This window comes from Streptomyces ficellus (genome assembly GCF_009739905.1).
GTDB classification, from domain to species: Bacteria; Actinomycetota; Actinomycetes; order Streptomycetales; family Streptomycetaceae; genus Streptomyces; species Streptomyces ficellus_A.
In genome coordinates this window covers 5,228,514-5,245,882 of the sequence record NZ_CP034279.1, presented here as the reverse complement: position 1 = coordinate 5,245,882, position 17,369 = coordinate 5,228,514, and the positions used below count along the sequence as shown (strand labels likewise).

At 69.4% G+C, this 17,369-nt stretch carries 12 protein-coding genes; 5 read left to right on the top strand and 7 right to left on the bottom strand.

Features of this window, described 5'->3' with window-relative positions:
- Window positions 1-78 precede the first annotated feature (78 nt).
- Both EIZ62_RS23490 and brxD read right to left on the bottom strand, forming a co-directional pair.
- Window positions 79-2,283, bottom strand: a complete 2,205-nt coding sequence (locus tag EIZ62_RS23490) for a DEAD/DEAH box helicase (protein WP_156694673.1) — start codon at window positions 2,281-2,283, stop codon at window positions 79-81.
- On the bottom strand, window positions 2,283-3,632 hold the full coding sequence (gene brxD, locus EIZ62_RS23485; RefSeq protein ID WP_156694672.1) for a BREX system ATP-binding protein BrxD: 1,350 nt from the start codon (window positions 3,630-3,632) through the stop codon (window positions 2,283-2,285). The genes EIZ62_RS23490 and brxD overlap by 1 nt, the downstream gene beginning before the upstream one ends.
- A gap of 182 nt (window positions 3,633-3,814) precedes the next feature.
- Between brxD and EIZ62_RS23480 the strand changes: the two genes are divergently transcribed.
- The 3 genes from EIZ62_RS23480 to EIZ62_RS23470 all read left to right on the top strand — a co-directional run bounded on the left by EIZ62_RS23480 (window position 3,815) and on the right by EIZ62_RS23470 (window position 7,166).
- Entirely contained in the window at window positions 3,815-5,632 is a 1,818-nt protein-coding gene (locus EIZ62_RS23480; protein ID WP_156694671.1) for a DUF262 domain-containing protein, read from the top strand.
- Window positions 5,629-6,675, top strand: coding sequence for a CBS domain-containing protein (locus EIZ62_RS23475; protein WP_156694670.1), 1,047 nt, complete (start codon window positions 5,629-5,631; stop codon window positions 6,673-6,675). The genes EIZ62_RS23480 and EIZ62_RS23475 overlap by 4 nt, the downstream gene beginning before the upstream one ends.
- A gap of 275 nt (window positions 6,676-6,950) precedes the next feature.
- A complete protein-coding gene (locus EIZ62_RS23470) occupies window positions 6,951-7,166 on the top strand; it encodes a hypothetical protein (RefSeq protein ID WP_156694669.1) in 216 nt (71 codons plus the stop codon).
- Between the two features lie 78 nt (window positions 7,167-7,244).
- Here the strand turns inward: EIZ62_RS23470 and pglZ are convergent, their stop codons facing one another.
- Both pglZ and pglY read right to left on the bottom strand, forming a co-directional pair.
- Entirely contained in the window at window positions 7,245-10,148 is a 2,904-nt protein-coding gene (gene pglZ / locus EIZ62_RS23465; protein WP_156694668.1) for a BREX-2 system phosphatase PglZ, read from the bottom strand.
- Window positions 10,145-14,032, bottom strand: coding sequence for a BREX-2 system ATPase PglY (gene pglY, locus EIZ62_RS23460; RefSeq protein WP_156694667.1), 3,888 nt, complete (start codon window positions 14,030-14,032; stop codon window positions 10,145-10,147). Before pglY ends, pglZ begins: the two co-directional genes overlap by 4 nt.
- Before the next feature lie 334 nt (window positions 14,033-14,366).
- Between pglY and EIZ62_RS23455 the strand changes: the two genes are divergently transcribed.
- Window positions 14,367-14,639: a type II toxin-antitoxin system Phd/YefM family antitoxin gene (locus EIZ62_RS23455; RefSeq protein ID WP_156694666.1), complete on the top strand. Its 273-nt coding sequence runs from the start codon at window positions 14,367-14,369 to the stop codon at window positions 14,637-14,639.
- Entirely contained in the window at window positions 14,636-14,893 is a 258-nt protein-coding gene (locus tag EIZ62_RS23450) for a Txe/YoeB family addiction module toxin (RefSeq protein ID WP_156694665.1), read from the top strand. Before EIZ62_RS23455 ends, EIZ62_RS23450 begins: the two co-directional genes overlap by 4 nt.
- 349 nt (window positions 14,894-15,242) lie before the next feature.
- Here the strand turns inward: EIZ62_RS23450 and EIZ62_RS23445 are convergent, their stop codons facing one another.
- From EIZ62_RS23445 to EIZ62_RS23435, 3 genes are all read right to left on the bottom strand, one after another.
- Entirely contained in the window at window positions 15,243-16,106 is an 864-nt protein-coding gene (locus tag EIZ62_RS23445) for a hypothetical protein (protein ID WP_156694664.1), read from the bottom strand.
- Between the two features lie 129 nt (window positions 16,107-16,235).
- A complete protein-coding gene (locus tag EIZ62_RS23440) occupies window positions 16,236-16,439 on the bottom strand; it encodes a DUF397 domain-containing protein (RefSeq protein WP_156694663.1) in 204 nt (67 codons plus the stop codon).
- Window positions 16,436-17,266, bottom strand: coding sequence for a helix-turn-helix domain-containing protein (locus EIZ62_RS23435; RefSeq protein ID WP_156694662.1), 831 nt, complete (start codon window positions 17,264-17,266; stop codon window positions 16,436-16,438). Before EIZ62_RS23435 ends, EIZ62_RS23440 begins: the two co-directional genes overlap by 4 nt.
- Between the last annotated feature and the right edge of the window lie 103 nt (window positions 17,267-17,369).

Below are 17,369 nucleotides of genomic sequence, written 5' to 3'. Positions count from 1 at the left end.
CAGGAAGGGTGCTTATGTGGCTACCTTGACGGCTACGTATCGTGAGGGCGAGCCCGTGTCCTCCCAGACAGTGACGATTCAGCCGTCGGGCTGAAAGCGCACCGACTCACGGAGCACCGAGCGGGCGCTCTCGAAGTCGGCCAAGCGGGCCGCCACCGTCGCCACGGCGATGCGTTCCGGCAGGGCGGCGGAGAACTTGAGGCCGCGTACGGCCCGACGATCCACGTCAGGCAGGACGAGATTCTCACCGACGTTCTCGCGGGCCGCACGCCAATCCGCCAGAGTAAGGTTCTCACGCAGGCGCAGCCAACAGTCGGTGGGCCGCTGCAGGGGATCGGTCACCGACTGGAGGGTAGCCGCCAGGGTCGCGTTGGCGCGGTAACCGGCCCAGGTCCACCAGCGCACGCCGGAGCCGACGCGCGTGATCAGTGTGCCGCCAGGGTGCACCGAGCCGGGTGCGTCGGTCTCGCGCTGTTCGGCCAGACACGCTTCCGCGCGCCGGGTGAGGGAGACGGGCGGGTCAGTGCCCAGCAGCACCTCGCGCATGGCACGCGTCAGGGCGTACGACAGTCCGGCGACGCCGCCGTTCATCCACTTGGCGATGCCGCCAATGTCGGCGGGCTCGACGAAGACACGTTTGCGCAGCCAGTCGATGTAGGTGACCTGCCAGCTGCGTCCACCGAGCAGCAACCGCCGGGGGCCGGGCCGCTCCTCGGTGAGCACGCTCGGGTCGGTCCGGCCGATCTCCGTGCGTCCGGACAGGACGGTGAACTGGGGCGGGGCGGTGAAGGACGCGGTAAGTTCGATGAAGTGCCGCTTACCGAAGCGGCGCTCCGCCTCCGGCCCGACGAACAGCATGCCGCCGTCGGTGTCGAGGAAACCTTCCTTGGTGAGGAATCGCAGGATCGGGGCGGCGGACCGGTCGAAGGGGGCGAGTCCGTTCCACTGCCGGTCCCACAGCTGGTCGCCGAGCTTGTGCTGTTGCAGGGTTACGGCGAGCAGTTGCTGGGCCACCAGGTGGCGCGGCTCCGGTGGCGGGACGACTGGCTCCACCCAGCCTCGCGACCACAGCAACAGCAGGCCCGCCGCCTGCAGCAGCGTCTCCTTGCGGGTGGTGAGGAACAGGCAGTTGCGTACGCTGCCGGGGCGTCGGCCGGTGCGGCCGATGCGTTGCAGGAACGAGGCGACGGAAGCCGGTGCGTCGACCTGGATCACGCGGTCAAGGTCACCGACGTCGATGCCGAGTTCGAGCGTGGAGGTGGAGACGATGACGCAGTCACGCGCCTCGGCGAAGGCCTGCTCGGAACGGGTGCGTTCGTCGACCGAGAGGGAGGCGTGGGACAGGAAGACGGTCATCTCGCGGGCCCTGAGCGCGGCGCCCAGCTCCTCGACCTGGCGGCGGGAGTCGCAGAAGACGAGCCGTTTCTCTCCCCGGTGCAGGGCGGCGATGAGTTTGGCGGCGTTCTCCAGGGAGCCCACGTAGTCGAGTTCCACCTCGCCCGCGGGGCTGGGGAGTCGGTCGGCGGCGGCCTTGTCGGGCGTCCCGGCTCCGCCGGCACCAAGAGACAGGTGAACCCCCGGGGCGACGACCTGCCCAGTACGACTTCCGGCGCCGGCGCCCTGCAACCAGTGCAGCAGTTGGCCGGGGTTCCCTACGGTCGCGGAAAGCCCGACGCGCTGGATGGGCCGTCCGGTGACCCTCTCCAGCCGTTCGAGCACGGCGAGCAGGTGCCATCCCCGGTCGTCGCCGGCGAAGGCGTGCACCTCGTCGACGACCACGGCCCGCACGCTCCCCAGGAGCCGCGCATGGTCGGTCTTGACGCCGATCAGCATCGCTTCGAGCGACTCGGGGGTGGTCAGCAGGACGTCCGGCGCCTCGGTGCGAATGCGCTGCCGCTGCGACTCCTTGATGTCGCCGTGCCACAGCGCGGCGCGCCGTCCCAACCACTGGGCGTAGGAGTCGACGCGGCCGACCAGGTTGTTGAGGAGCGCTTTGAGCGGGCACAGGTACAGGACGGAGGTACCCGTCCACTTCTGTTCGGTCATCGCCGACAGCAGGGGGAAGCAGGCCGCCTCGGTCTTGCCGCCTGCTGTCGGCGCCAGCAGCACGGCGTCCTGTCCGTCCATGAGCGGTCTGATCGCGGCCCGCTGGAGGGGGCGCAGATCGGGCCAGCCGAGGGTGTTGACGACATGGTGCAGGACGACGGGATCCAGCCGGTCGAGTACGTCGGCTCCATCCTCGCCCGGGCCCGTACCGGCGGGACTCCCCCCGTCCGCCGCCATCACAGCTCCAGGTCGATGTCGTCGGCCGACGCGGAGCCGCCGGCGACCCCGGCGGCCAGGTTGCGTTCCACGTCGGTGAGTTCGCTGCTCGCGACGGTCAGCCGGTAGTGCTGCCGGGGGTCGAAGTCGTCGAACTGGTCCACACGGTCGAGGACGTCCCCGACGAGCTTCTTCAGGAACAGGCGGGGAGCCACCCCGACCTTCCCGCCCAGCGCCCCGCCGACGGCCACCGCGAGGTCGGCGACATACGCGTCGTCGACGACCTTCCGTACACGCTCTGGCGTCTCCGCGGCATCGGCATACAGGTCACGGATGGTGAGGCCGAGTCCGACCAGCGACTCGTGGTTGAAGCCAGGAAGCCTGATCTGCACGGCGCGAGGGTTGTCGAACCGCGGTTCGGTGGTGAAATCGGTGGCCAGACGCTGAGCGAGCGGAGCCAGACGCTGCACGCCCTGCTGACCGTCGTAGAAGGCAGGGGTTCCCGTGATGACCAGGTAGAGCCCGGGAAAGCGACCCGAGTGCACCTCGTCGATGAGCTGCCGCAACGCGTTGAGCGCCTTGTCGCGAGCGTCCGACCGGACCCGCTGGAGCGTCTCCACCTCGTCGAGGACGACGAAAAGCCCGGTGTGCCCGGAGTCGCGCAGCACGGTGAGGAGCCCCTGCAGGAACCCGAGCGCGCCGAAGTGGTCGAGGTCGCCCCTCACCCCGGCGGAGCGGCGGGCGGAGGCCGCGACGTGCGGCTGGCCGCCGAGCCACGCCAGGACGGCTGCGGCGGTCGCCTCGTCACCGTCCATGAGTGCGGCCCGGTAGCCGCGCAGAGCGGTGGCGAACGAGGGGGCGTGCCGGGAGACCTCGGCGAGCCGCGCGACAAGCAGCTGCTCCACCTCTCTCGGGAGTTCCTCCTCGGTCGCGCCGGCGGCGAGGGCGTCCTCCTCCAGGGCGTAGAACCAGGCGTCGACCACGGGCCGCAGCGCGCTGGGCGGGAAACTGGAGGTGGTGAGCCGTTCGGTGAGCCGCCGGTAGACCGTCTCCAGTCGGTGCAACGGGGTCTCGTTCTCCGATACCTGAATCTCGGCCACGGCGAAGTTGCGCCGCTTGGCCCGCTCCCCCAGCCAGCGAGTGAAGAACGTCTTGCCGGACCCGTACTCACCCCGCACGGCCTTGAACACGGAGCCGCCGGACGCCACGGCGTCCAGTTCCGCGTCCAGGGCCGTTTCGAACCGGTCGAGCCCGGTGGCCAGCAGGTCGAGTCCGCTGTCGGGTACGGCACCGCGCCGCAGCGCATCGATAACGGTACGGCGGCGGGCGGCGCTCACCAGGGCGGGGCGCTGAGATCCGGTGGTGCTCACGGCGACCAGTCTTCCATTCCGGCGGGCATTCCCGTACAGGGGCAGGATTGCGGCGGCCGGTAGGTCGAGGCTCGCGACCACCGTCGCGCGGCGCCGTCTTCATCGATTCGGTTGACGGTCACCCGCAGACACTGCTGGAATCACTCTCCGTACATACGCCAAGGTGGGGAACGGGACGAAACGTGGCGGCACTCGACAATGTGAAGCTGAAGGACGTACTCGCGGACGTGGCCTCGGGGTCCTTACAGTTGCCCGATTTCCAGCGGAACTGGAAATGGGACGACGACCGGATCCGCGCCATCATCGCGACGGTGACGCTGGACTATCCGCTCGGCGTGGTGATGACCTTGCAGACAGGCGGAGCCACCAGATTCCGTTCCCGAACTCTTACCGGAGCGCGCCCCGACGGGGATCCGGCCGCGGACCTCCTGCTGCTGGACGGACAGCAGCGCCTCACCTCCCTTTTCCAGGCCCTGTGGCTGGACGCCCCGGTGGAGACCGCGGACGCCCGTGGCAAGCCCATCGAGCGCTGGTACTACGTCGACATCGCCAAAGCTGTCGGCCCGTCCGCGGACCGCGACGAGGCCATCCTGTCCGTTCCGGCGGACAAGGTGCTCCGCACGGACTTCAACCGCACAGTGGTGCTGGACTTGAGCACCACGGAGGGCGAGTGCGCGGCCGGTCTCTTCCCTCTGCATCTCGTCTTCGACGCCCAGCGCGTGAACCAGTGGATGATGTCGTACATCAAGGCGGACGAGAACCAGAACTGGGATCTGTGGGGCCAGTTCGACGAGTCCGTCCTCCAGCAGATCCGTGCCTTCCAGGTCCCGATGATCCGGCTGGGCGCCTCAACCTCCATGGACGCCGTCTGCGCGGTGTTCGAGCGGGTCAACACGGGCGGTGTGCCCCTGAACGTCTTCGAACTGCTCACCGCGACCTATGCCGGGGACCGCGAGTACGTGGAGCGGACCGGGGACTACTACCAGCTCCCCGAGGTGTGGCGGGAGATCAAGCAGGGGCTGGCGGCCAAGTACCCGGTCTTCGGACGCCTGGACGGCAGCGTCGAGAACGGGCTGAGCAGCATCGACTTCCTGCAGGCCATTGCCCTGGTACGCACCTGGGAGCGGAAGCAGGCGGGCACCGGGGCGACGGTGTCGTGCAAACGCCGGGACCTGCTGGACCTCCCGCTGGTCGGTTTCGTCCGGCTGGCTCCGAAGCTCGCCGAAGCTTTCGCCTGGGTGGGCGACTTCCTGGAACGGCAGTGCATCGTCCGCCCGGCCGACCTGCCGTACAAGACACAGCTCGTCCCGCTCGCGGCGGTCCGCGCCATCCTCGACACGGCCCTGGACGGCCTGGGAGCAGAGGAGAAGACCGAGCAGTGGTACTGGTGCGGAGTCCTCGGCGAGATGTACGGCGGCTCCACCGAGACCCGCTTCACCCGTGACGTCGAGCAGCTCGTCCCCTGGATCGCGCAGGACGACCGGGCGCCCGACACCGTCACGGACGCCTTCTTCTTCGCCGACCGCCTCGACAGCCTCACCACCCGCAACAGTGCCGCTTACAAGGGCATCTACGCCCTGCTGATCAAGCAGGGGGCGGTGGACTGGCACCACACGGGCAGACCGCTCAGCCCCGGCAGGCTGGACGAGTACAGCGTGGACGTCCGGCAGATCTTCCCCAAGGCCTGGTTCCGGCGGGGCAACAGTGAGGGCCTGCCCACGAACTCCATCGTGAACAAGACTCCGCTGTCCTACCGCGCGGCGATGGACATGACCGGGGCGCCCGCGTCCTACCTCTCCACCATGGTCGCGGCCTCCGATATGCGCCCCGAGTGGTTCGACGACGTACTCGCCACCCACCTCATCGATCCCGAGGCACTCCGCGACAACGACTACGAACGGTTCTACCGCGACCGTTCCAAGCAGTTGCAGGATCTCGTGCACGCAGCCATGGGCAAGCGGACCATGCTCCGTGACCTCGCGGAGGGCGACGCCCGATGACGACCACGCCGAGCGGGCAGGACCTCGCCGCGCTCAAAGGCAGGACCGTCCCGGTGCAGGACATCCTCGACCTGTTCCAGGTCAGAGTCCGTGACCACCGGACGGTGCACCGCATCTCGCAGGCACTCACGGACGCCGGGCTGACGACACTGCCGGACTTCGCCGTCTGCAGCCAGCGCAGCAATGTCGACGTGGTACCGCTCGCGTCGATCCCCGCGCAGGCCGGCCCCTCCGAAGCCGATGAGGACGAGGCGGAGGAGGCCCTGCCGTCGGCCGCCCTTCCGCAGCGTCTGCTGCTCGGGGACATCCCGTCGGCGAGGCGCGGCCTGGTGTCCGTCGGTCCCGGCACTCCCCTGGCGCAGACCACGTTCCTGATGCGGACGAAGGGCATCGCTCAGGTCCCGGTGACCACCGGCATGGCTCAGGTCCATGGGGTGGTCACCTGGGGGTCCGTCGCCAAGATGTACGAGGCGGGCAAGCAGCCGACCCTGGACAACGCGATGGAGAAGGATTCCCTTCCGGTCGCCGATACGCGCCAGGAGTTCTTCTCCGCCCTGCCGGTCATCCGCGAACACGGGTATCTCCTGGTCCGAGGCGACGACGGCTGTCTCTCGGGCATCGTCACCGCCGCGGATGTCACGGACCGCTTCGAGGGCGCGGCGCGGCCCTTCTTCATTGTCGGGGAGATCGAGTCCCTGCTGCGCCGCTGTCTGGGCGCGGCGCTGGACGAGGAGACCGTCAAGGCCGTCCAGACGAACAAGAAGCCCGAGCACCGCACGGGCCAGGTGTCCGACCTCATGTTCGGCGATTATCTGAGACTGCTCGACGGGGACCAGACGAGGACGTCGCTGGCCGAACGCGCCGACGCCAACTGGGAAGCCCTGAAGTGGCCGAGCATGCCCAGGGAACAGTTCATCGGCCGTCTGCAGCGGGTGAAGGACATCCGCAACCGGATCGCTCACTTCGACGAGAAGCCCCTTCCGCAGGAACTGCTCGACGAGCTGATGACGTTCGCGAAGCTGCTGCGGGCGTTCGTGGCGTGAGGATGCGGGTGGCTGTGCCACCGGAGCGTGGCTGCGCCGGGGCACACCCACAGGGTTGATGAAGTACGTTACTCCGCAGGCGAGTTGCGCGATACTCTTGGCCGACGTTCTCTCCATTCTGGGAGGCTTCTTTGCTCTGCTCGCTGCACGCGTACCAATCAGCAACCAGCTGGTTGCGGGCTCCGTAGCGCCCGTACGCGCAGCGCTGGAGACGAGACCAATTGACCTAGGTCAGTTGTGCCCGTTTACAGCCAGCGAGTCATCATGGAGGAACGGTGTCGATCCACTCGACCCAGCACACCTGTAACCACCCTGCGCGTGACATCACCATCGTCACTCTTGCGTCAGGTGTGGGTTCCCTCGGAACTGCCGTCGTGGCGATGGCGCTTCATGCCAGCCCGTTGGCGACCCTCACGACCAGCGGCGCCGCGTTCATGGCCGTCCTCACCGCGGGAATGAACGTGCTCAATCACATCAGGCGCGACTCGTAGCACGCTCAGGGGCGGCCCCCGGATATGGGGGCCGCCCCTGAGCCCGACGAAACGCCGGAGGCGCACATGCCGTGGTCGTCAGGCCGCTCCGAGAGCGAACTGCTCGCGCAGCAGAGCCTCATGGAGCCGTAGCGTGCGTCCGTCCGGCAGGGTCTCCAGCACCTGTACACCGTCATAGTTGAGGAGTTGCCGCAGCACCGCGGCGAAGCCGTCGCCCCGGCTGGTGGGCATGCCCGCGCGCTGGGCGAGCGCGGTCACGGGCAGGGTGCCGCCCGCGTCCAGCAGGGCGGCGAGGGCCTTGTGGACCTGCTCCTGTTGCGGCTTGCGCGCCAGACCGTCGAGCTGGCCCTGGTACGTCTCCGATTCGAGCAGCGCCGCGACGAGCGACTCGGTCCGGGAGACGACGACCGGCGTGAGAAGGGCGTCGTCGCCACCGGCGGTCAGCGTCACGTCGAAGAGCGCGTCGGGCAGTGTCCCCGGTTCGGGCTGCTTCTTCCGGGGTTTGGCCGCCCCCTTCCTCGGAGCCGCGCCGGCCGACTGGGCCGAGCGCTCGTCCGTCACCGGCTTCCCCGCCTCCTCCGGAGCCCACCAGGGCGGCCGCTGGTCTCCCAACTCCCTCCACCCCTTGGGCGGTTCCGCCCCGAACGGCAGGAAGGCGAGCACCGGGATCGTGAACTCGGCGAGGGACGCCCCACCGTGGTAACCGGCCTTGAGGGCGGTGTAGCGGGAGTCCGCGTCCCAGAGCGCGACGATGGACGCGCCGGGCTCGGGCCAGACCACGCGCGGCCCGGTCAGGGCGATCTCCCGATCACCGAGCGGGCCGCCGGGCAGGCGGTGCCGCGCGGAAGCGGGCTCGGTTGCCGCGTCGGCCTTCGTTCCGTGCCGGTCGACGACATGGCCGTGGTCGCTGGTGACGATGACCGCCATGCCCTGGGCCGCGGCCACCCGGAGCAAGTCACGCAGCCCGGGTACGTCGTTGACCCGCCACGCCCCGTCACCCAGCTTCTGTTCCTTGGCGAGGCGGTCGTCGATGGCGTTGAGGACGACGGCGGCATGGGTCCTGCCGTCGGTGAGTGCCTCTGTGAGTGCCTGGCCGAAGGTGTCGCCCGCGGTGTCGGTGCGCAGGTCGTCCTTGTGGAAGACGGCGGCCGGTGCCCCGCTCCACAGCCTCAGCGCGGGGAAGAGCCTCTTCTCGTCGGCCTGGGTGCCCTTCATCAGGGTGCCCGCGAAGAGCGATGTCCGGGACACGGCCGTCACGGTGGGGAGGGCGGCGGCCATCGCCCGCCTACGCGGGGAGTCCTCGGCCAGTGGGTCGAACTCCGCCCAGGAGCGGCGCAGTTCCTCGCCGAGTTCGTTCGCTATGGCCGCGCTCATGCCGTCGAGCACGAGCAGCAGCACCCGCCGCTCCTCCTCGCGCCGGACGACGGGTCCGACCACCCGGTCGAGGAAGGTCTCGACGGTGAGCATGCCGCCGGGCCGGGTGCCGTCCTGCGTCCAGCCGGCCAGCGAGCGCGCGAAGGACGCGTCGATCTGCCGCCGCCGGTCCCTGACGCGTGCACCGAGGGCATCGTAGGCCGCCTTGAGGGCGGGGTCCGGGTCACCTCCGGCCTCGATGTGTTCCAGGGCGAGGTCCACCCAGCCGGTCTCGGTGATGTGCCGCTGCAGGGCGTCGGCGACGGTGAGCGCGTCGGCGGACGGGTCGGTGGCCAGCCAGCGGGCGAGGCGCTGCCCCATGCGGGCACGCTCGATGCGCGCGGACTCCTCCGGGTCGGCGGCGAGTCTGTGTTCGGCGAGCCGTCGTACGGCCTCCGTGGCCGCCGCCGTGTCGCCCGCCGCGAGGGCCTGGCCGACAGCGGTGTACCGCGCCTCCAGCCCACCGCGCAGGACGGGGCTCGCCGCGACGGCCGCCTCTGCGCCGAACTGGCGGGCCAGCACCGCGGCTCGGTCGAGCACGATGCCACTGGTGCGGCGCGCCTCGCGGGCCTGGTCGGCGTCCGCGCCGCCGTCCCGGTGACCGGCCGTCAGCAGCGTGCTCACGTACTCCTCGGCGGACCGGCCGAAGACGCCCACCAGAGCGTCGAGTTGTTCACCGACGGCCGGCGGCTGATCGCCGAAGTAGCGTTCGGCACGGCCCCGGGCCTGATACGTCTCGGGGGCGGGCTCGGCGTGCTGCCACAGGGCCTCGCAGACGAGGCCGAAGGCCGCTGCGTCCGCGCCGCGCTCGGCGTCGACCAGAGCGAGCAGAGCGCGTCCGGCGAGACCGGCCTGGTCCTCCTCGCCGAGGAAGGCGGTCAGTCCGACGCGTTCGGGGCCGCGCAGGCCCAGCAGCCGCTCGGGGGCTCCGGGCCGGGTCGACCAGTGCAGGAGCGTCTGCGCGTCGAGCCGGTCTTCGCCGGGGCGTCGTGGGCCGCCCTCGGTGTCGTAGCGGCCGAGGCGCAGGCGGCGTTGGGTGAGCGCGGTGAGGGCGTACTGCCGGGACAGCCAGCCACCGGGCACCGGCGGCCAGCCACCGGGCGGAGTGGCGTCCAGGAGGGCTTCGGCGGCCCAGTTGACGTCCTTGAGGCGCGGGTCGATCTGCCGGGCGCCGAACGCCTCGCGGACGACGTCCCAGCTGTCGACCATGTCGATGCGCTGCTTGTGGACGCGTGCGGCGATGGCCGGGTCGAGTTCGTTCTGCTCGCGGTCGGTGAGGACGACCAGAACGGCGGGGCCGGGGCGCCGGCCCGCCAGGTGGTCGAGGACGAGTTCGTGAACGGCGAGCGGCGAGGGCGCCACGGCGACGCCGGCCGCCCGGCCCTCGCCCCAGACGGGTTCGGCGGGCCCGTCCCACTGGGGCGCGGACCGCAGCAGCACGACCCGGCGCCTGCCCCCGGCGTCTCCGGTCAGGGCGGCGGCAAGGGAGGACTGGGAGGACAGGTACTGGGTGACGGTCGCGGTGTTCAGCCGGACGGCGCCCGGGACGACGGCGACGGTGTCCGTCATTCGACGACCTTCCAGGTGATCTCGATGGTCGCGTCGGGATGGCGGGCTGCCAGTTCGGACAGTTCCGCCTGGAGGTCGGCGGCGGCGCGTGCCACGGTCGTGCGGCGGCCACCTGCCCTTCGCGCGGAGCCGCTGCCGGAGGAGGCCGGTGCGGGGGCCTCCTGTGGCGTGTACGGGATGCGCGGGTCGCTGGTCGGTGTGTCCAGGGACAGGTCGCCGGCCGTGGGCTGGGGCTGGACGACGGGTGCGGGCGGCTGGGCCGCGGCCTGGCTGCGCTTCACCAGGGCGACGACCTCGCGCTGGGCACGGGCCAAGGCGTCGCGCAGGTCCGCGGTGCGCTGGTCGTCGCGGGCCACGTTGCGCAGCGAGTCGAGCAGGGCCGCGCCCTCGGGGCCGAGTCCGGCGGCGAGTTCGAGGGTGCTCCAGGGCGCTGAGGCGACGGCCTCGGCGACGCCGCGGGCCTGCTTGATGGAGGTGCCGTACCGGTCGGCGCTGGTCTCGCCCAGGTCGAAGGAGGCAAGGGCCTCCACGGTCTTCTTCGCCCCGGCCGCGCCCTTGCCGGCCTCCGCCGTGAGGGCGTCCAGCAGTTCCAGGGAGCGGCGGGCGAGCGGGAGCCGCCCGGTGTCGGCGGTCTGGTCGAGGCCGAGGAAGGCGGCGTGGGCCTCCAGCTGGTGCACCAGGTCGGCAGTGTGGTCCCGGTGGGAGCGGGCGGCGTCGATGATCTGGCGGGCGAACTGGTTGACCATCCGGCCGCGCCGCAGGGCGGGAGCCTTCTGCCCGAAGATCGTCTCGAAGCGCTGCCGTGCGGTGTCCCAGGCCGACTCGTCGGGCAGCGGCTGGCTGCGCAGCGCGTCATGGTCCTTGATCGCCGACAGCTCGGGCGCGGGGTCGAGGACGGTGCCGACGCGCACCCACACCCGGTCGTCCATCTCGGCGAAGGCGGCGACGACGAGCCGGGCGAGGAAGTCGGGCAGGCCGCGCGGGTCGGGCTTGTCGGTCCAGTCGGTGAGCGTGATCAGGGACAGGTCTCCGGTGACGCCCTGGGAGCTGGCGAGCTGCCGGAAGTGGTCGGCCCAGTAGCGGGACAGCTCGAAGTACGCCTCCTTCTGCTGCCCGAGACGCAGGGGGCCGGCGATCCGCTGCATGAGCCTGCGGTCCGCGGCCGGGACCTCCACCCGTCCGTCGCGCGCTTCGGCGGCGGCGCGGACGTGGGCGAACACCTTCTTGGTGTCGGCGGGCTTCACTGCGGTGCCGGTGGCGTCGGGATCGAGGTCGGGGTGGGCCGGGTACTGGCGCGCGAGCAGCTTGCCCGCGACGTGCCGGATGCCGTCGTGCAGACTCTGCCCGAAGGCCAGGGTGAGGCCATCGATGTCGGGCAGCGCGACAAGGTGGTCGTCGAAGTCGGGTACGACGTCGGCGGCCTGCTTCTGCGCGAGTCCGTACGCCTGCTTGAAGGCGCCCTTGACCTGCTTGAGCAGAGCCTCGCGCTGGGTCTCAAGAAGGCCCTTGGCGCGGCTGCGGTTGTCGGCATTGAGGTGGCCGGCGTACTGGGTGTCGAAGCGGTGCTCGTCGGCGAGGGCCTTGTCGATGACGACCAGGCGCCGGAAGTCGGAGAAGCGCTGCGCCGACAGATGGGCGGGCAGCCAGGCGACGATGCGGGACCGCTCGCCCTGCTGTCGCTCGCGCAGCCGCCGGATGCGGTTGACGTCCTCTACCGGTCCCCACTCGCCCTCGTCGAAGGGGAGGTCTATGGCGATGCGCCAGCGGCCCTCCTCCTGCGGCATCAGGTCGTGGTCGGGCAGCTCGTCCTCGTCGGCGACGTTCCCGAAGACGATCTCGGCGGTGCGGGCGGTGCCGCGCCAGGTGAAGCTGAGCTGGTCGCTCAACTGGCCGTGTTCGACGCCCAGTTCCTCGGACAGCAGTCGGCGGGCGAGGGCGACCCGGTTTCCGGGGTTGTCGTTGACCTGGGCGTTGGCGATGACGGAGTCCACGTCGACGCCGGACAGCTCCAGCCGCACGCCGGGGTTGGCGTCGGTGCCGGTCTCCTTGATCTCGGGGAACCGGGCCGCCCACTCGGCGACCTTGTTCTTGATGATGCCGACCTCGGCGCCCGGGATCGGCGCGAGGACCGACCCGTGGTTGAGCGCGCCGAGCCGCCGGATGGTCAGCTCGGACAGCGCGGGCACGCTGGGTGCGAGCGCGGACAGCAACAGCGTGCACACGAGCCGGTTGTCGCCGATGAACATCCGGCAGCTGCCCAGCCGCTTCGGGTCGGTGATGGACTCGGGACGGTTGCGGTACTGCTCGATGTCGTCCTCGGTGATGTCGTACGAGCTGAGCAGGTAGGGCCGCAGCTTGGTCTTGTAGAGCTTGTCGGCGGCCTCGAAGACGACCTTCAGGCTGTCGGTGAACGGCTTGTCGCCGCCCGCGGTGATCACCGGGTAGAGGTCGCCGACGGGGACGAGCTGGCCGAGGCGGATCTCGTCGCGGTGGTCGGCGAGGAGCTGCCCCATCAGCTTCAGACCGGTGCGGGAGCGCTGCAGCGCGGACGAGATGTGGACGAGGGTGTCCATGAACGCCGGCGAGAACGGGTACGTCAGCCGGAACGACTCGGCGTCCGCGCCGGTGGTGCCCTTCTCGGAGCCGAGGAGGGTGTCCCAGACCTGCGGGCCGACCCGCTTGGTCTGCTCGAAGGCCGCGTCGACCTGCCGGGCCGAATCGTCGTCCTTGGGCTTGAGGAGGCGGGCGTGGGCGATCTGCGGGAGGTTCCGATCCTCCAGGGTGATCTTGTCGAACCGGCCTGAGGCCAGGTTCAGGGTGTCCTGGATGGACGACTCCGCCGCGCCGGACACCTCCTCGCCGACCAGCTCGCGCAGGTCACGCTGGCGGGCGATGAACGACACGACGGGGATGGCGCGGCGGGCGTCCCCGCCCTCCACGAAGTTCGTGATCTTGCTGGCCTCGCGGGCGACGAACTTCTGGTCGTGGATGAGGGTGGCCAGCCAGAGGATCAGCTCGTCCATGAACAGGATGAGCCCGTCATAGCCGAGCGACTTGGCGTGCTCAGCGATGACGGACAGACCGGCGTCCAGGGAGATGAAGCCGTGCTCGTCCTCGGCGGCGTTCCTGGTGAAACCGGGCAGGAGGCTGGTGCCGGCGTCGTTGACGAGCTTGGCCCGCAGCTCGGCCGGGGTGGAGGGGTTGGTGAGGTTGAGCGCGGTGCCCGCCTCGTGGTTCTCCTCGGCGGCGAGCGCGGTGTCCAGGAGCTGCGGCGTCCAGGCGAAGCCCTCGCCCCACTCGTCCTCGTCATCGTCGTCCACACCGGTGCCGAGCCCCCGGATGACGGCCTCGTCGCCCATGTTGGCGCGCATCGCGCGGATGTCCGCGAAGAGGGAGTCGGTCCGGTATACCTGCGGGGTCGGCGCCTCCGGGTGCAGCTTCTTGACGTGGTGCACGTACCCGCCGAGGACGCGCTGTTCCAGGGCCTTGGCACCGAGCATGTGATACGGCACGAGCAGGAACTTCTTGCCGTCCGTGCTCAGCCACTCGTGCTTGGTCAGCACCGGGTCGAACTCGCTGCGGGAGCGGGCGGCCGCATTGCCGCTGAGCAGTGCGTACAGCACGGCCATGAAGTGCGACTTACCGGAACCGAACGAGCCGTGCAGATACGCCGCCTTGGAGCGGTGCCCGTCCAGCGCGGACTTGATGAGGGCCAGCGCCTCGTCGAAGTTCTCCAGCAGCCGCTCGGTGACGACGTAGTCCTTGAGCGCGTGCTGGGCGCCCTCGGGTGTCGTCGCCTCGGCGAGGGACAGCACGAAGTCCGAGGTGGAGATGGACTCCTTGATGTCGATGACATCGCGGAGGAGGGGCGGCTGCTGGGCCATTACCGGTCACGCTCTCCATCTGGTGGCCTCCGCCACCGCTCGTCCTCAATCGGCGGGATGTCCGTCGGCCGACCGACGACGTTGAAGCCGACCGGCCGCAGCGAGGGCGGGCCGCTGCCCACCCGTACCGGAAGCATCCGGCCGCCGGCAGGCGCTTACTCCCCCTTGCGCTGTATACCCGCCTTCATACCGATCGATCAACCGCGGACCCCTTGCTCCCCCCGTCCTCGAAGCCGGGCAAGCCCGTCGCAGGCATCTCACTTCGCGCCTCGTACGAGAAACTCGTACCATTGCGGTACGGCTTTCCAGTACGACCAGGAGAGGGGCGCCGGAGATGACGATAAGTGCCAGCGAGGCCCGTAAGGACCTCTTTCCGCTCATCAAGCGCGTCAACGACGACCACACGCCCGTGCGCATCAGCTCCAAGAGCGGCGACGCGGTGCTGATGTCCGCTGACGACTACGACTCCTGGCAGGAGACCGTCTACCTGCTGCGCTCCCCCGCCAACGCGCGAAGCCTCATGGAAGCCGTCGCACGGGACAGGGCCAGCGAGGCCGTGGTCACCAAGACGATGGCAGAGCTGGACGACCTGGCGGGTGACGGGTGAGGAGTGTCCACTTCGACCCGGCCGCATGGGAGGACTTCCTGTTCTGGCTCGGCTCGGACCGTGCCATGGCCCGCAGGATCACCCGGCTGATCGCCGAGATCCAGCGCACGCCTTTCACCGGCATCGGCAAGCCTGAGCCCCTGAAAGGCGACCTGTCCGGTTACTGGTCACGGCGGATCGACGACGAGCACCGGCTCGTCTACCGGGTGGACGAGAAGGAAGTCAAGATCCTAAAGGCCCGCTACCACTACTAAGGCCGACAACGCCCCCAGCGCTGAGCACGCCGCCGCGTCATCCACCGGACGGTTGCGGCGGGGCCCCCACCGACCCGTTCGGTACTCGTCCAGCAGTTGCCGACCGCAACGCTCCTGCACCTCGCGCCCACCGATCACCTTTGGCCGCCGATGCGCGCAGTCCTACCAGCAGTCCGACGCGTTCACTCACAGAAGGCCCGCCGAGCAGCCACACAGGCTGACCGAGGAGGAACCGACGGTCCGGCTCGGCACTGGCCCCTGGAAACGTCGGCACGCTCGTCGTGCAGGTCTGCCGCTCCCCCCGCTGACGGGGCGACGGCCATCACAGCGCAGCTTGACAGCGGTCGAGCTACAAGGGCCGAGAGTCCTCTGCGGTGACGGCAGTTCCGTCCGATGCAGTGTTGCTGGCCTGCGGCGGGACGAAGGACTCGTGGACCTCCTCGGCTTCCACAACCACGACTCGGCTCTTCGGCTTCGCCAGTTCCGAGTCGGCGAGGTGCTTCTTCAGCCGCTTCGCCATGGGACGGTAGGTGGCGAAGGTGAGCGTGCCGGAGATGGCGGCACCGACGACGGGGATGGCCTTCGAGACGCTCTTCGCGAAGGTCTGCTTCGTCATCTCGGCGCCGATATAGGCTGCGACCTTCTTCACTACGGGGTAGATGACGCCTTTGGTGAGTGCCTTCTGAGGCAGCTTCTTGGCGACCTGCTTCGCCATCATCTCGGCGACCTTCCCCACGGCGACGTTCGCCGACTGGGTACCGAACATCACGCCGAAGAACAGCGTGAGCACCCCCATGGTCGCGTCGTCGACGTCATCGCCGTCGTCGGAGAACAGATCGGGCCAGCTGTAGAGGTAGGCGAGCTTCTGGGCGATACGCAGCATGTGGCCGAAGTACTGCGCCAAGTCGGCGGGCACGGTGGCGGGAAGGGCCATGAATCCGGGCAGTCCGGCAGCGGCGGAGAGCGCGCTGACCTTGGCGGTTTCGTAGCGGATGGAGTCGTTGGCCGCCTTGTCCAGCACGTCGACAGGGATGCCGGCCATCGCAGGGGTCTCCTCGACCGCGATGCGGATCTGGTCCTCGGAGCAATAGCGTGCCAGCGCCTTCCGGAGGTACGCCTCCCTGTGAACACGGACGCCAGGAAGCCTGGCCGCGCCCACCAGCGCTACGGAGAAGCGGGACTCGGGGTTCTCGGTCGCTTTGCCCTCATTCATAGCAGGAACTTACAGTAACTCCGCCTTCCCAGTGGCCAAGTTGTGTCCACTCGGTCTGGGTCGCATCTCAGGAGGCGCACACATACGGAGGCCTCGGCAGGCACAGCAGCTGCCGAGGCCTTCGTGCTGTCAGAGTGCGGCGAACTGGACGAACGCGGTCCAGGTCGTGGGTTGTACGGCTAGTGCGGCGCGGGTTGTGTCCTTTGAGTCGCGGACGTGGACGCTGGCGGGGCTGACGGCGACTTCGACGCACTGACCGCCATCACCTGCGCTGTAACTGCTTCTGAACCATCCCAGGCCATCGGTGTCCGGCCGGGCCGTTTCCCCGCTCATCTCTCTCCCAGCAACTTTTCGATCAACGCCAGCGAATCTGTCGGAGTATGGGCCTGCGCGCGAAGGATCCCGTACGTACGCTCAAGCCCTCGCACCTTCCGCCGCTCTGTGTGGACGCGGCTGTCGCCTTGTACCTCCGTGTACGCGATCCTGCGCCCATCTTTGGTCTCCATCAAGGTGAACGGACCGGCAAGTCCCGCATGTTCCTGACGGGACAAAGGCATCACCTGGATCACCACGTTGCGCTTCTCCGCGATCAGCATGAGGTGCTCCAACTGTCCTCGCCAGACCGCTCCTCCGCCAAGTGGCCGGAGCAGAACAGCCTCCTCGATCACGAAGCTCAGATGCGGCGTCGGACGTCGGGCGAAGATCTCCTGTCGTGCCAGTCGTGCAGCCACTCGCTGCTCGGTGATCGCTTCGTCCAGCAGTGGCTCCCACATGGCAAACACCGCTCGCGCGTACTCCTCCCTCTGCAGCAGACCGTTGACCAACTGCGTGTCGTACACATGCAGCTCGACCGCCTCGGCCTCCAACTTGGCCGCGTCCCGGAAGAACGCTGGATACTGAGCCCGAGCCACCTCCTCCTTGCTGGCGCTCAACACCCCACCCGCGCACAGCACTTCATCCGCCTGGTCGATGAACTTCGGCGGCGGGATACGTCTCGCCTGCTCGAACGACGCGATCGTCGAGGCCGAGTACCCGGTCAGCGAGCCGAGCCCCGCGCGGTCCATCCCCGCCCGCTCCCGGAACAGCTTCAACTGCCGCCCAAACACGCACAGCATGCCTGTTCCGACCTCGTACTCCGGCTGCTGAACCTCGTCGTCCACGCCGCAGCTCCTCTCGTACCACCGCCCGGTCGGCCAACTCGGGGCCCCGGAACCAGTCACGCCCACCACCACGTACAAGCGCACCGGCCGCGCGTACAGCGCG